12 protein-coding genes are annotated in these 14,038 nt (G+C 71.5%); 1 reads left to right on the top strand and 11 read right to left on the bottom strand.

What is annotated here, in order from left to right; all coding sequences use genetic code 11:
• Positions 1 to 27: 27 nt before the first annotated feature.
• The gene (locus tag ABMY26_RS29175; protein WP_372399672.1) at positions 28 to 735 is read right to left on the bottom strand and encodes a molecular chaperone; all 708 of its coding nucleotides are present in this window, start codon (positions 733 to 735) and stop codon (positions 28 to 30) included.
• A gap of 49 nt (positions 736 to 784) precedes the next feature.
• Positions 785 to 1,951 (bottom strand): NapC/NirT family cytochrome c, encoded by a 1,167-nt coding sequence (locus ABMY26_RS29170; protein ID WP_372399671.1) that lies wholly within the window; start codon positions 1,949 to 1,951, stop codon positions 785 to 787.
• Positions 1,952 to 2,122: 171 nt separating this feature from the next.
• On the opposite strand from ABMY26_RS29170, the gene ABMY26_RS29165 reads away from it, so the two are divergent.
• The gene (locus ABMY26_RS29165; protein ID WP_372399670.1) at positions 2,123 to 2,809 is read left to right on the top strand and encodes a response regulator; all 687 of its coding nucleotides are present in this window, start codon (positions 2,123 to 2,125) and stop codon (positions 2,807 to 2,809) included.
• Here ABMY26_RS29165 and ABMY26_RS29160 read toward each other — a convergent pair.
• From ABMY26_RS29160 to ABMY26_RS29120, 9 genes are all read right to left on the bottom strand, one after another.
• Entirely contained in the window at positions 2,763 to 5,573 is a 2,811-nt protein-coding gene (locus ABMY26_RS29160) for an ATP-binding protein (protein ID WP_372399669.1), read from the bottom strand. The genes ABMY26_RS29165 and ABMY26_RS29160 overlap by 47 nt on opposite strands.
• Positions 5,574 to 5,713: 140 nt before the next feature.
• Complete coding sequence (locus ABMY26_RS29155; RefSeq protein ID WP_372399668.1) at positions 5,714 to 8,155, bottom strand: TonB-dependent siderophore receptor; 2,442 nt, start codon at positions 8,153 to 8,155, stop codon at positions 5,714 to 5,716.
• 193 nt (positions 8,156 to 8,348) lie between these two features.
• Positions 8,349 to 9,275 carry a DUF4880 domain-containing protein gene (locus ABMY26_RS29150; protein ID WP_372399667.1) on the bottom strand — a complete coding sequence of 309 codons (927 nt, stop codon included), beginning with the start codon at positions 9,273 to 9,275 and terminating at the stop codon, positions 8,349 to 8,351.
• Positions 9,275 to 9,781 carry a sigma-70 family RNA polymerase sigma factor gene (locus ABMY26_RS29145; RefSeq protein ID WP_045584623.1) on the bottom strand — a complete coding sequence of 169 codons (507 nt, stop codon included), beginning with the start codon at positions 9,779 to 9,781 and terminating at the stop codon, positions 9,275 to 9,277. The genes ABMY26_RS29150 and ABMY26_RS29145 overlap by 1 nt, the downstream gene beginning before the upstream one ends.
• Before the next feature lie 184 nt (positions 9,782 to 9,965).
• A complete protein-coding gene (locus tag ABMY26_RS29140; RefSeq protein WP_372399666.1) occupies positions 9,966 to 10,841 on the bottom strand; it encodes a metal ABC transporter solute-binding protein, Zn/Mn family in 876 nt (291 codons plus the stop codon).
• An 8-nt stretch (positions 10,842 to 10,849) separates the two neighbouring features.
• Positions 10,850 to 11,737, bottom strand: coding sequence for a metal ABC transporter permease (locus ABMY26_RS29135; RefSeq protein ID WP_372399665.1), 888 nt, complete (start codon positions 11,735 to 11,737; stop codon positions 10,850 to 10,852).
• Entirely contained in the window at positions 11,734 to 12,522 is a 789-nt protein-coding gene (locus ABMY26_RS29130; RefSeq protein ID WP_372399664.1) for a metal ABC transporter ATP-binding protein, read from the bottom strand. The genes ABMY26_RS29135 and ABMY26_RS29130 overlap by 4 nt, the downstream gene beginning before the upstream one ends.
• Positions 12,519 to 13,469 carry a metal ABC transporter solute-binding protein, Zn/Mn family gene (locus ABMY26_RS29125; protein WP_372399663.1) on the bottom strand — a complete coding sequence of 317 codons (951 nt, stop codon included), beginning with the start codon at positions 13,467 to 13,469 and terminating at the stop codon, positions 12,519 to 12,521. The genes ABMY26_RS29130 and ABMY26_RS29125 overlap by 4 nt, the downstream gene beginning before the upstream one ends.
• Positions 13,466 to 14,029, bottom strand: coding sequence for a DUF6162 family protein (locus ABMY26_RS29120; protein WP_372399662.1), 564 nt, complete (start codon positions 14,027 to 14,029; stop codon positions 13,466 to 13,468). The genes ABMY26_RS29125 and ABMY26_RS29120 overlap by 4 nt, the downstream gene beginning before the upstream one ends.
• Positions 14,030 to 14,038: the final 9 nt, after the last annotated feature.

The raw sequence follows: 14,038 nt of genomic DNA, 5'->3' as shown, positions 1-14,038 counted from the left end.
ACCCTTGCGGGCGTGGCGGAGGGACGGTCAGTGGGTGGCGATCGGCGAGGCGATCGGAGACGGGAGCGGGGCACGGTCGACGGCGAAGCCGGGGCGCAGCAGCCGGTCGAGCAGGACCGCCGCCGCCGCGTAGAAGCCGGTGGGATCGTTGGCGCGGCAGGCCGCCGCGAAGGCGGGAACCCAGCGCCGCAGCCGGGCCAGCAGCGCGCCGGCGGTTGCCGCCGCCTGCGGATCCCCGTCGGCGGCGCCGCGCAGGGTCTCCTCCAGCAGCGCCAGCTCGATGACCAGATGGTCGGGCGCCTCGGGGAAGTCCGGGGCCGGCCGGCGGCCCAGCCGGTCGAGCAGCGCCGCCATCTCGGCCGCCGGCTCCTGGAACAGCCGGCCGTTCCCGCGATAGGCGGATTCGTAGGGTGCCGCCGATCTCGGGCCGCCCGCCCCGAGGAAGAGCAGGCAGAAGGCGCGGTTCAGGGCGGGCACCGCAGCCCCGGCATCGCCCAGGGCATGAAGGGCGGCGATGGCCGCCGCGGTCTCGGCCTCCAGCCCGCCGGCCGCGGCGATGGGGGCGAGGGCGCCTTGCGGAAGCGGCCGGTCCAGGGCTTCGATGTCCCGGGCGTCGAGCGGTGCGCCGAACAGGGCGGCAGCGGTCGCGACGGCCTCGGCCAGGCGGGCCGGGCTGGGCGGAAGCGGGGACGGAGCCGGGGAGGCTCCCCGCGGCTGGGAGAGGGTGGCGGTCATGGTCGGCTCGCAATGAATGGGGTGTCGGGGAGAGGCTGCGTTGGGCGGATCAGCCGCCATGCGCCACCATGTCCTTGGCCCGGAGCTGGTAGTAAGACTGGAGGAAGCGGAGATCCTCGGCGGTCAGGGCGGTGCCGTCCTTCATGTCCTTGATGATCCCCATCCACTGGTTGGCCGGGTAATGGCCGGGCTGGGGCTGGCTGTGGCAGGCGCCGCAGGCGGCGCTGGCCATCTCCGCCCCGTAGGCGGACAGGCCGGCCTCGTCGGCGGTGAAGGCGGAGGCCTTGACCCAGCCGGCGACCGTGCCGGTCTGCCAGGACAGGCCGGTATCCGGATCGGATTCCGCCTCGCCGAGCGTCACCGTGCCGGCCAGCTTCTCCGTCATGCTGAGTTCGAAGATGCGGCGGCCCTTGGCGGCGACCAGCAGGCGCTTGACCCCTTCCTGGACCCAGCCGGACAGCTCGACCTTCAGCAGGTCGCCGTCGCGCTCCAGCACCTTGACGTGGGTCAGCGGGAAGACGCTGCCGTCACCCTTGCCGGCCTCGCCCGCCGGCCGCTCGGCATGGAAGGGGGTGGTCTCGATGGCGAAGAGGGTCTTGGCGCCGCCGCTTGCCGAGGGGGCCGCCGTCTTGATGTCGGTGAGCAGGGTGCGGTAGCCGCTCGACATGTCGGGGAGCTTATGGGCGATGCCCTTGTGGCAGGAGATGCAGGTCTCGCCGCGCTCCAGACCCTTGGCCATCACGGTGGCGGCCTTCGGGGTCTGCTTGTGGATGTCCATGGCGTCCTGCTTGTGGCAGGAGCGGCATTCGCGGGAGTCGGTCGCCTCCATCTTGGCCCAGACCGTCTTGGCCATGTGGAGCCGGTTCTGTTCGAACTTCTCGGGCGTGTCGATGGTGCCGAGCGCGGTGTGCCAGAGGTCTTTGACCGCCATGACCTTCGCCACCATCTTCGGCCCGAACTCCTTGGGCACATGGCAGTCGGAACAGATCGCGCGGACGCCCGACGCGTTCGAGAAATGCGGCGATTTCTTGTATTCCTGGAAGACGGTCGCCTGCATCGAATGGCAGGAGACGCAGAATTCCAGAGAATTCGTCTTTTCGATCACGACGGAGAAGGTTCCCCAGGCGGCCAGCGCACCGCCCGCGGAAAGGACGGCAACGGCAGCCATCGTGCCGATGCCGACGGGCTTCTTCAGCCACTCGCGAAATCGTGCCATACGCCCAGACATACCCGCTCTCCCACAAACAAAACCGGCGAAGGTTTACTTGGGATCGACAGTATGTGATGGATGTAAACGGCGTTCCGGTGTATTGTAAACGAGATGTAAACCGGACGTTATGTCGCAGTTCGCGTGCCAGAGGGTCTTATGCTTCACGAATATCATCTTGTGGCTGTAGATGACGAGCCGGTCGCACGCGAGTCCATCGCCTCCTATTTCCAACGCGAAGGCTACCGGGTGAGTGCCGTGGGCGACGCCGCAAGCCTGCGGTTGCTGCTGGCGCGCGAAAAGGTCGATCTGGTGCTGCTCGACATCCGCCTGCCCGGAGAGGACGGGCTGTCCGTCATCCGCGACCTGCGTGCCGAAAGCGACCTGCCGGTGATCTTCGTCACCGGCCGCGGCGACGAGATCGACCGGGTGCTCGGGCTGGAGCTGGGAGCCGACGACTATGTCACCAAGCCCTTTTCCCCCCGCGAGCTGCTGGCCCGCGTGCGCACCGTGCTGCGCCGGACGGCGGACAGCGGGCGCGGCGAGCGCGGCGCCCAGCTGCGCCAGTTCGCCGGCTGGACCGTCGACCTGACCCAGCGCAGCCTGACCTCGCCGCAGGGCGAGGAGGTCCGGCTGACCCGCGGGGAGTTCGACCTGCTGGCGGCGCTGCTCCGCCATCCCGGTCAGGTGCTGTCGCGCGACGCGCTGCTCGACGAGGTCAGCCATCGCGACGCCGGCCCCAACGACCGGACGGTCGACGTGCTGATCGCCCGGCTGCGGCGCAAGATCGAGGCCGACCCGGCAGACCCTCAGCTGATCGTCACCGAGCACGGGATGGGTTATCGCTTCCTGCCGCCCGCGCGCTGAGCATCGCGCTCCAGGCCAGCCGCAAGCCGGCGACCGCCCGCGGCGTCGCCGCGGCAAGCCGCCGGGCGTGACGGTGGAGGGCGTCGAGAACGCCGCCGGCCTCAGGCGGTTCCGATTCAGCCAGCTCAGCCGCATCCCGTTCCGCCTGGGCGGCGAGGCGGGCGAAGCGGTGCAGCCCGACCAGCCCGGCCGCGCCCTTCAGCCGGTGCGCCGCATCGCCGAACGACCGGCAGTCCCGCATGGCGGCGGCGGCCATGGCCTCGGCCAGCAGCGCCGGTGCGGTGTCGACGAACAGCGCGACGATCCGGCCGGCCTTCTCGATGCCGAGATCGGCGGCCCGCTCCTCCAGCAGGCTGCCGCGGCGGGACGGCGGCGGCGCGGCGGCCTCCTCCTCCCCTTCGGCGCCGATGGCGGCGGCCAGCGCGTCGCGCAGCTCGTCGCGGTGGAACGGCTTGCCGACGAAGCCGGTCATCCCGGCGGCGTAGCACTCCTCGATCCGCTCGGCCGAGACGGTCGCGGTGACGGCGATGATCGGCACCTCGCAGCGGGTCGCGTGCGGCAGGCCGCGGATGCGCCGGGCCAACCCGAAACCGTCCAGCCCGGGCATGGCGAGGTCGGTCAGCACCGCGTCGTAATCGTGCCGGGCCGCCAGTTCGGCGGCGGCAAGGCCGTCCCCGGCATGGGTGACGCGGTGCCCCATCCGCTCCAGCATGGCGACCGCCGCCGCCGCGTTGACCGGGTTGTCCTCGGCCAGCAAGACCGCCAGCGCCGGCATCGGTGCGGCGAAGCCGGTCCCGCCGGCAGGCAGCGCGGCGGGAGCCGGCGGTCCCAGGGCGAATTCGACCGTCACGGTGAAGCGGCTGCCCTGCCCCGGCGCGCTGGCCGCCGCGATGGTCCCGCCCATCGCCTCGACGATCCGCCGGCTGATGGCGAGGCCGAGCCCGGTGCCGCCGAAGCGCCGGGTGATCGAGCTGTCGCTCTGGGTGAAGGCGTCGAACACATGCTCCAGCGCCTGCGGCGCGATGCCGATGCCGGTGTCGGACACGACGAACTCGAGCAACGCCCGGCCGGCCGCCGCACCGTCCAGCCGCCGCACCGACACGACCACTTCGCCCCTGTCGGTGAACTTCACCGCGTTGCCGACCAGATTGAGCAGCACCTGCCCCAGCTTGGCCGGGTCGCCCTGCAGGCGTGGCGGCAGGCCGGACATGGCGCTGCGGTAGCCGAGCCCCCTGGCCACCGCCTGCGGCGCCATCGACGCCTCGATGCTCCGCAGCAGGGCTTCCGGGCTGAAGGGGGTGCATTCCAGCTCCATCCGCCCGGCTTCGATCTTGGCGTAATCCAGCACGTCGTTCAGGACCGCCAGCAGGAGCGAGCCGGACTGGAAGATGCCGTCGAGCCATTGCCGCTGTTGCGGCGACAGCGGGCTGTCGCCAAGGAGCTGGCCCATGCCCAGGATCCCGTTCAAGGGCGTGCGGATCTCGTGGCTCATGGTGGCGAGGAAGACGGTCTTGGCCCGGTTCGCCTCGTTGGCGCGCGCGATCTCCTGGCTCCGCGCCTCGTCGAGCTGGCGTTGCAGGCCGCGCGCGGCGAGCGCCCCGGCCCGCAGATCCTCCAGCGCGCCGGCGATCGCCCCCATCTCGTCGGGATGGCCGGCGGCGGGAACCGGCTCGTCGAACTCCTGCCGGGACAGCCGGCCGATGGTGGCCTGCATCCGGCGCATCGGCACCGTCAGCCGGCGGCGGACCGCGAGGATCGACAGGCCGCCGAGCAGCAGGCAGGCCAGCGACAGCGCCGCCATCGCCGTCACCATCCGCCACGCCTCCGCCCGCCGCGTCTCGGCATGCCCGACCGCCAGGGCAAGCGCGTGGTCGCCGAGCGCCAGCACCGGGCCATAGGCGTCGGTGCAGAGATGCGACCAGTCGGCCGGCGCCATCGCCGGCACGCCCGACCCGTCGAGCCCGTAGACGATGGCGTCCATCCGCTCCTGTGCAGCCTCGGTGGCCGCCCTGCCGTTGCGGATGTCCTCGACCAGTTGGGGCGGGGCGCCGGGCCGGCCGAGCTGTTCGGCCAGCGCCTCCCACCGCGCGCGATAGGCGCCGATGCCCTCGCGCCACGCGGCCATCCGGTCGCGGTCCAGCGGCTGGTTGCGCTGGACGTCGGGACGCAGCGCCGAGCAGGGCCGCCCGAAGCGCTCGCGGATCAGGTAGGAGGATTGCCGCACATAGGCGAGCTCTGCCACCGTGGGATCGAGCATGCGCACGGCGTTGGTCGCGGCGACGGAGATGTCGGCGAGACGCCCGGCCAGCTCGTACATCGCCATCAGCCAGGGATCGGCCGCCGCCATGTCGCGCTCCGCCAGCGGCTGCGCCAGCAGCGCATCGAGCATGGGACGCCGGTCGGCCAGCATGTCATGGGCGGCGCGCGCCGCGGCGAGCAGCGCGTCCCGTCCCTCGAAGTCGGCCTCGGCGACGGAGAGCATGGCGTCGGCGTAATAGGCGTCGACCTTCCGGTAGGAGTCCTCGACCGCCGCCGCGGGATCGTCGAGCGTCAGCACCGCGACGCCGGTCACGCCGTTCTCGAACCGTATGCCCGCGGTGGCGGCGAACAGCACGCGGTCGGCACGCGTCAGCCCGACGATGCGGCCGGCATCGGCATAGGCCAGCCATTCCCGGCCGGCCAGCAGGAAGGTGATGGCCACCACCGCCAGGATGGCGGTCCATTGCAGCATCAGGACGAGGCGGGCCAAAGAGTGACGGAACATGAAGGGCCTTCGCGGACGGCCGGCGGGACGGCGATCCCCACCGCCGCCGGGACGAAACGAAGGCCGATTTCAGCACAGGGAACGCCCGGTGGCGATGGGTGCCGGGGTCGCAGCCGGGCCGCGTCCGCGCCCGCCCACCGTCACCAGGTGGCGCGCAGCGACAGCAGGACGTTGCGCGGCTCGCCGTAATAGCCGTAGCCCTGGATGCTGGTCATGTATTTCTTGTCGAACAGGTTGTTGACGTTCAGCGTCGCCGCGACCTTCTCGGTCACCTGATAGCGGGTCATCAGGTCGACCACCGCGTAGCTGCCCTGCTCCGACCGGCGGCTGCCGCTGCCGTTGTAGATCTCGCCCTGCCATTTCACATTGCCGCCGACGGTCAGCCGGTCCCAGGCCCCCGGCAGCCGGTAGGTGGTGAACATCTTCAGCGTGTCGCGCGGCACGTAGGTCAGCAGCCGCTGGCCGCTGGCATCCTTGACGGAGGTATGGGCGAAGCCGCCGCCGACCTGCCAGCCGGGCATCGCCTCGCCGGTCAACTCCAACTCGAACCCCTTGCTCTTCGCGCCCTTGGCCGCCTTGTAGGCCTGCCCGCCGTCGGGGGTGAAACGGCCGCTGTCGGCCACCGCGAGATTGTCCTGCTGGATCAGGAACACGGCGGCGCTGGCGGTCAGGCGGCCGCCGAGAAACTCGGCCTTGACCCCGGCCTCGTAGGCGTCGCCGTCGATGGGATCGAGGGTCTGGCCGGCGACGTCCTTGTAATCCTGCGGCTTGAAGATGCTGGTGTAGCTGCCATAGACCGACCAGATGTCGGTCAGGTCGTAGACGATGCCGGCATAGGGGGTGAACACGCCGTTCTCCGACCGCTTCGTCGCGGTTCCCGCGGCGCCGTCCGGGTGGCTTTCCTCGCTCTGCTCCCAGCGGCTGATGCGGCTGCCGAGAATGACCGACAGGGCATCGGTCGGCCGCAGCCGCGTGGCGAGATAGGCCGCCATCTGGCGTTCGTTGGTCTGCGACCAGCCGGTCGGGTTCAGCGTCGGCTCGGCGATCCGGCCGTTCCAGGTGAAGTAGTTGGAGATCGAGGTGTCGTAGCCGTCGATGAACCAGAGCGGATAGTCGAGCCCGCTGCGCTTGGCGTAATAGCCGCCGACGCCGGCCATCAGGTCGTGCTTGCGCCCGAACAGCTCGAACGGGCCGGTCACGTCGGCGTTGACGGAGGTCTGCTGCAGCGTCGAATTCCAGCGGCCGGGCCAAATCCCCATGCCGGTGCCGTCGCGGTTGAGGCTGCCGCGCACGCCGTAGCCGATCAGGCCGTCATATTCGCGCGTGCTGTGCTCGACGTTCAGGGTCGCCGTCCAGCCGTTGGCGAACCGGTGCTTCACGTCGGAGAAGACGGTCAGGTTGTCGTGGGTGAAATAGGCCCAGTCAGCCCCGCTGTTGTAGGAGCGGCCGAAATCGGTCTTCGTGCCGTCGGCGTAGAACAGCGGAAAGCCGGAACGCGAGGCGTTGTCCGACTTGTGCTTCTGGTATTCCACCCCGACGGTCCACAGCGTGTCGTCGGTGACGTCGGCCTCCAGAACCCCGTAGAGCACCTTCTTGCGTTCGTGCAGGCGGTCGACGAAGCTGTCTCCGTCCTGGTAGGCGCCGACGACGCGGCCACGCAGCCGGCCGTTCTCGACCAGCGGGCCGGACAGGTCGGCTTCGCCGCGGTAGCGGTTCCAGGAGCCGCCCTGCCCCTGGACATAGCCCTGGACGGTCGGGGTCGGGCGCTTGCGGACGAGATTGACGGCCGCGGACGGATCGCCGACGCCGTTCAGCAGGCCGGCCGCCCCGCGCACCACCTCGACGCGGTCGAACAGCGCCATGTCGGAGATGCTGTCGCCGAAGCCGTACACCGTCGAGCGCGGGATGCCGTCGACCTGGTAATTGTTGACGGCGAAGCCGCGGGCGTAGATTTCCTCGCTGTCGGTACCGAGCGCGCCGGACTGCATCCGCGACACCCCGACGGTCTGGTCGAGGACGTCCCGGATCTCGTTCAGCCCCTGGTCGTCCATCCGCTGGCGGGTCATGACGCTGACCGACTGCGGCGTCTCGCGCAGCGTCAGGTCGAGCTTGGTCGCGCTGGTCGACGGTCCGGCGGCGGCGTAGGAGCCGCTTCCCTCGCTGCGCCCCCGGTCGCCGGACGCGGCGCCCTGGACCGTCATCGGGTCGAGCATCACCGCACCGGCGGCACCGGCCACCGGCTTCTCGAGCGTCACCGTGTCGGCATCGGCGAAGCGCGCGGTCAGGCCGGTCCCCGCCAGCAACCGCACCAGCGCCTCGCGCGGGGCCATGGTCCCCGTCACGCCGGGGGAGGAGATGCCCTGCGCGATCTCCGTCGGATAGAGAATCTGAAGCCCGGCGGCCTGGCCATAGGCGGCGAGCACGCCCGGCAAGGGACCGGCGGGGATGGCGAAGGCCACCGCCCCGCCCTGCTGCGCGACTTGCGCGACGGGCGCGCCCGCCGTTGCCGTTGCCGTTGCCGTTGCCGTTGCCGTTGCCGCCGCGGCGCCTTGCAGCGCGGTCGACGCCAGAAGAATCCCCATCAGAACCGGCCTGCAGCCGGTCCGGCCGATTGCCCGTCCCGCCAAGCGCGCCCCTGTACCGACGATCACCGAACCAACCATCACCGAACCCCCAATTAAATGCGAATGAGTTGCATTTGCCTTTCGGTAAGTCAGGACGTCGGCCGAAGGTTGGCTCCTCACCTCCTTTTCGAAAAAAACTCCATCGAACCGGCTAGACGGAACGGATGATGACCAGTCCGGGAAAAGGGCGCAGCGTGCGCACGGGCAACGTGCGGACGATCGCATTGAGCGCGGCATCCGGGCGCCCGACGTCGACGCTGCCGTCGACCCGCAGGGCGGCGAGCGGACGGTCCCACAGCAGGATGCGGGCGGGGTGGTAGCGGTTGAGGTCGGCGACCACCGCATCGAGCGGCTGCCCCTGGAAGACCAGCCGTCCCTGCCGCCATGCCGTCTCCGCCGCCACGCCGTCGCGCAGCAGGGGACCGGGTCCGTCGGGGCCGTAGGCGCGGCAGTCCCCGGCGGCGAGGCGGACCGGCGGACGGCCTCCCGCCGCCAGCGTCGCCGTCCCCTTCTCGACGGCCACCACCACGCTGTCCGGCTGGCGGTGGACGACGACGGTGGCCTCCGCCATGGAGACGATGCCGTCGGCGCAGGCGACGGCGAAAGGGCGCCCCGGATCGGGCACCGCGGCGACGCGCATACGCCCCTCGATCAGGCGCACCCGGCGCTCGGCGGCGGAGAAATCCACGGAAAGCGCGCTGCCGGCGTCGAGGTCGACGGCCGAGCCGTCGGCCAGCGCCAGCGACCGGCGCTCGCCGGTGCCGGTGCGGAATTCGCCCGGCCAGCCGGTCAGGACCACCGCCGCGCCCAGCCCGGCGGCGCAGGCCGCTGCACCGCCCACGCCCAAGGCCCCGAGCGACAGGAAACGGCGCCGGTTGGGAGCAGCGCGGGGGAACCGGCGCGGGTCCGGCACGCGCCCGAGATCGCTCCACACCCCGGACAGCCGGTCATACTCCTGCCGATTGGCCGGATCCCGCGCCAGCCAGTCGGCGAAGGCCGCCCGGTCGGCCGCATCCGCGTCGCCCGATTGCAGGCGGACGAACCATGCCAGCGCCTCATCGCGCGCGTCGCGGTCCATCACAGCGCCAGCCGGTCGCGGCAGTGGGCCAGGGCCTTCATCACATGCTTCTCCACCATGCTGCGCGAGATGCCCAGGCGCACGGCGATGTCGGCATGGCTCAATCCGTCGAATTTGTGAAGCAGAAACACCTCGCGGCAGCGCGGCGGCAGTTCGGCCAGCGCCCGGCTCAGCCGTTCCAGCCGCTGCTTGTGCTCAAGCGTGGCTTCCGCATCCGGCTCCTCCAGCGGACGGTCGACCCCCAGTTCGGCCGGGGCGAAGCGGCGGCCCCGGCGCGTCTCCGCCCGCATGCGGTCGAGCGCGATGTTGTCCGCCATGCGGAACAGGTAGGAGCGCGGGTTGTCGATCTCCGGCACGGCGGCCAGGCTGCGCAGGCGCAGATAGGTGTCCTGCACGACATCCTCGGCAAGGCAGAGCGACCCGAGACGCCGCGCCAGATGGCCGGTCATCTCCTCATAATGGACGAGCAGCAGCCCCAACAGGGAAGACCGGTCTCTTTCAGCCATGACCTCGGCGAACCCGTTCCATCGATCCATCGGAGATCCACTCCTAACCACGAATGAGAATGGTTCGCAATCTATACATCGGCCTTGGAAAAATACTTTTCGGAAGCGGGGTGAGGGAGCAGCCGGTGGCGGACGTCCTGTTGTCCGGGGGGTTTCGGCGGAAACGGGCATGTCTTTCCGCGCCCTATCGCGACGCCCCGCGCAGGCCGGCTTCGAGCTGGCCGGCGATCCGGGCCAGCGCGGCGTCGACGGCGGCGGGCGGGCCGCTCTCCAGGCTGTCGATCACGATCAGGCGGGCGCCGCCGTCGGTAACGGCCTTGACGATCTCCGCCGCCGGCTGGCGGTGGTGCAGCACCGCCGGGATGCGCCCGGCCTTCAGGAAGGCGGTCAGCTCGGCCAGACAGTCGGGCGTCCAGTCGCGGTCGTCTCGGGTCCAGACCTTGCGCAGGTCGAGCCCGAGATCGGCGGCGAGCATGGCGAAACGGTCGGACAATGCCGCCACCGACGGGTCGGGCAGCGCGGCGAACGCCTGCGCGGAGGTCGAGGACAGCGCCAGCAGCCCGCGCTTCACCCCGGCAAGGTTGGCGTCGATGGCGGTCGCGCTGTCCGGATAGAGACGCCGCAGGTCGGCGGCCAGGATGTCGGCCATGCGGCCGGCATTGGCGATGCCGAGCCAGGGGAAGGCGGCGCCGTCGCGCAGCGCGATGCCCGGCAGCGCACCGTCCACCGGCCGGGCGGCATCGACCTCGACGAGGCGGATGTTGGCGCGCCGCGCCAGCGGGTAGAGCGGATCCTCCGCCCAGACCGAGCGCAGGGTCAGCACCGCGTCGGCCTTGCGCGCCGCCTCGACGAATTTGGCCTCGCCACGCCCGGCGAGGAAGGCATGCTGGCGCCCCATCGGGATTGCGGGCGGCACCACCGCCTCGACCGTCACCCCGGTGCCCCGGGTCAGCGCCTGGGCCAGCCCGGCGGTGACCGGGTGGCCGGCAAGCACCGTTTCGGCCGACGCCTCCGGCGCGGCCTGCGATATCGCCAGCAGCAGGAGCGCTGCGGCCGTCATGCGCCTCATCATTCTTCCCCCCTCATGACCAGACGCACCAGCAGCGCGCCCAGGAACAGCAGGCCGGCCGCCAGGATGATGGCGCCGCCCGACGGCACCGGCAGCGCCAGCTGCACCGGCAGCAGGATGCCGGCGACGGCCGCCACGCTGGCGAAGGCGACCGACAGCAGGAAGAAGCCGCGCAGCGACGTCGCGACGACCCGCGCGGCGGCGGCCGGAATCACCAGCAGGGCGCCGACCAGGATGGCGCCGATGATCTTGACCGATGCGACGGTGACCACCGTCACCAGCACGATGAACAGATAGTCGAGCCCCTTCACCGGAACGCCGCGCACCCGCGCCAGCGCCGGGTTGAAACTGGCCAGCAGCAGCCGGTTGAACAGCGGCAGCATCAGTGCGGTGACGCCGAGGGCGACCGCCAGCAGGACGGTGAGGTCGCGGTCGTCCACCGTCAGCACCGAGCCGAACAGCACATTCTCCAGGATGTGGATGTTGACCCGGCTGGCCAGGATCAGCAGCAGGCTGGCGCCGAGCGCCAGCGACACCGACAGGAAGACGCCGATCAGCGTGTCGGAGGTCAGGTTGCTGCGGTTGCGCGTGTAGTTCACCAGCAGCGCGAACAGCAGGCAATAGCCGAACAGGCTGGCATAGGGGCCGGTGTAGGGCTCCCCCACCAGGATGCCGATGGCGACGCCGGTCAGCGCCGCGTGGCCGACCGCCTCGGAGAAGAAGGCCAGCCGCTTGGTCACCACCAGCGTGCCGAGCCCGCCCAGCACCGGGCCGATGACCAGGCCGGACAGCAGCGCGTTGACCAGGAAGCCATGGGTCAGGCCGGCGGGCAGCAGCCCGGCCCCGGCCCAGCCCTGGACCAGGGTCCGCAGGGCCTCGAAGCTCATGACGCGATCCTCCGGGCGGCGGGTTCGCCGGCGTCCGCTTCCGCCCGCTGGCGGGGAACGGCGGAGAACAGGTCGAGCACCCGCTCGGGCGACAGCATCTCCATTGGCGGGCCGTCGAACAGCACGCGCCGGTTCAGCCCCGACACCCGCGTCGCCAGCCGGCGGACCTGGGCAAGATCGTGCTCGACCCACAGGATGGTGGTGCCGGCGGCGGCCAGCTCGGCCAGCAGGGCTTCGAAGATGGCGACGCCGGCCTCGTCGAGCGCGGTCATCGGCTCGTCGAGGACGATCAGGTCGGGCGCCGGGATCAGCGCCTGGGCGAGCAGGACGCGCTGGCGCTCGCCGCCCGACAGGGCGCCGAAGCGGCGGCGCCCCTTGCCGGCCATGCCGACGCGGGCCAGCGCCTCGCCATAGCCCATCCGCCGGTCCGGCCCCAGGAAGGCGGGACGGCGCTGGCACAGCACCGCCAGGAAATCCTCGACCGTCAGCGGCAGGCCGCGGTCGAACTCGACCGCCTGCGGTACATAGGCGACGGTGCCGGGCGCCTCGCCCGGCCAGTCGAGCCGGATCGTGCCGCGGTGCGGCGCCTGGCCGAGCAGGGCGCGGATCAGCGACGACTTGCCGCCGCCGTTGGGGCCGACCACCGCATGCACCGCGCCGGGGGCGACGGTGAGCGAAACCTGTTCCAGGATGGCGGTGCGGCCGAGCGTCAGGTCGACCCGGTCGAACAGGATGCCGGGGCCGCAGCCGGTCATGGGGCGGCCGGTGATGGAGCGGCCCGTCACGGCTTGGCCTCCACCATCGCCTGGACCAGCGTGTCCATGTTGCTGGCCATCTCGCGCTCGAACCGGTCGGCGGCGTAGTCGCCGTGCGAGATGTGGGAGAAGGCGTAGAGCCGGATGCCGGTCTCGCGGCGGATCGTCTCGACATAGGCGCTGGGGAAGTTCAGCTCCGAGAAGATCACCTGCACGTCGAGCCGGCGCATCGTCGCTATGGTCTCGGCGAGCTGCGCCGGGCTGGGCTCGATGCCATGGGCCGGTTCGACCACGGCGGAAACCTCCAGCCCGAACTCGCGCAGCAGATAGTCGTAGGCGCCGTGGATGGTGGCGACGCGCAGGCTGGTGCCGTCGGCCGAAGCCAGCTTGGCCGCCAGCCTGGCCAGGGCGTCGGCCCGCAGCTGGCGCAGCCGGCGGGAATAGGCGCGGGCGTTGGCGGCGTAGGCGTCGGCGTTGGCGGGATCGAGCCGCCCAAGCTCGCGGGCGATGGTGGCGACCTGGAGCACCGAAGCGGTGATCGACAGGAAGCTGTGCGGGTTGACCACCTTGCCCGACGCGCGCGCCGCCGAGCCGGCGGCGGGCAGCAGCGGCACGTCGGCGTTGGCCTCGACCACCGGCAGGGCGGGCTTGGACGAGGCGGCGATCATCCGGCCGGCGAAATCGTCGTGGCCGATGCCGTTCAGCACGATGGCGTCGAGGCTGCCGATGCGCTGGATGTCCTCCGGGCGCGGTTCGTAGGCGTGCGGGTTGAAGCCGGCGGGAATGATCGGCACCACCTCGGCCAGATCGCCGACGATGTTGGCGACGTAGGAATAGTAGGGATGCAGGGTGACGCCGAAGCGGCGGCGCCCGGCCGGCACGTCCGCACGGGCGTTCGCGGGCAGGATGCCGGTGGCGAAGGCGCCGGCCGCCAGCGCGGCGGCGAGGAAGCGGCGGCGGTTCGTCGAGACGGTCATCGGGTCACACCGGCGGTGAAGGTGGAGGTGATGCGCTTCCAGCCGGCGGCGGCCAGCGACGCCTCGTCGAGGCGGGCGGGCGGCGCTTCGGCGGCGCGCTTCAGCCAGATCCCGGGGGCATGGCTGTCGCTATGCCCGTCCAGCAGCAGGACCAGGGATCCCGCCAGCCCGGGCTGGGCGGAGATGCCGGCATAGGCGACGGTCCCGCCGGCTTCGGCCAGGGTCCAGGCATGGCCGCCGCGCGCCGCGGCGCTGGGGTCGGCGGCGAAGGGCGGCAGCGCCTGGGCGGCCAGTTCGGCCGGGGCCGGCGCCTGTCCGCCGGTGCGCCGCAGGTCGGCGATCTCCGCCGCCGCCGCCTTGAGGTCGGCGTGAAGCCCCTGCTCGGCGGCGGTCAGGCCGGTGCGGGAGTCGATCTGGCCGGCGACCGGCGGCGCTTCCGCCTCCGGTGCGGACCGCAGCCCGGCGACGGTGGCGGCGGACGCGAGGATCAGGCCGGCGGCGAGCAGGACCCACAGGGTCTCGCGCTCGGCCCCCGCGCGGCGGACGATCTGGTGATGCATCGGACGGAG

This window comes from Azospirillum sp. HJ39 (assembly GCF_041507355.1).
Taxonomy (GTDB): Bacteria; Pseudomonadota; Alphaproteobacteria; order Azospirillales; family Azospirillaceae; genus Azospirillum; species Azospirillum thiophilum.
This window is presented reverse-complemented; position numbering and strand designations above follow the sequence as displayed.

Bases quoted from the DNA above. Each gene is read 5' to 3' on its own strand.
- ABMY26_RS29150 (WP_372399667.1), bottom strand. From the start codon at position 9,275: ATGGACCGCGACGCGCGCGATGAGGCGCTGGCATGGTTCGTCCGCCTG.
- ABMY26_RS29160 (WP_372399669.1), bottom strand. From the start codon at position 5,573: ATGTTCCGTCACTCTTTGGCCCGCCTCGTCCTGATGCTGCAATGGACC.
- ABMY26_RS29155 (WP_372399668.1), bottom strand. From the start codon at position 8,155: ATGGGGATTCTTCTGGCGTCGACCGCGCTGCAAGGCGCCGCGGCGGCA.
- ABMY26_RS29145 (WP_045584623.1), bottom strand. From the start codon at position 9,781: ATGGCTGAAAGAGACCGGTCTTCCCTGTTGGGGCTGCTGCTCGTCCAT.
- ABMY26_RS29125 (WP_372399663.1), bottom strand. From the start codon at position 13,469: ATGACCGTCTCGACGAACCGCCGCCGCTTCCTCGCCGCCGCGCTGGCG.
- ABMY26_RS29170 (WP_372399671.1), bottom strand. From the start codon at position 1,951: ATGGCACGATTTCGCGAGTGGCTGAAGAAGCCCGTCGGCATCGGCACG.
- ABMY26_RS29135 (WP_372399665.1), bottom strand. From the start codon at position 11,737: ATGAGCTTCGAGGCCCTGCGGACCCTGGTCCAGGGCTGGGCCGGGGCC.
- ABMY26_RS29120 (WP_372399662.1), bottom strand. From the start codon at position 14,029: ATGCATCACCAGATCGTCCGCCGCGCGGGGGCCGAGCGCGAGACCCTG.
- ABMY26_RS29175 (WP_372399672.1), bottom strand. From the start codon at position 735: ATGACCGCCACCCTCTCCCAGCCGCGGGGAGCCTCCCCGGCTCCGTCC.
- ABMY26_RS29140 (WP_372399666.1), bottom strand. From the start codon at position 10,841: ATGACGGCCGCAGCGCTCCTGCTGCTGGCGATATCGCAGGCCGCGCCG.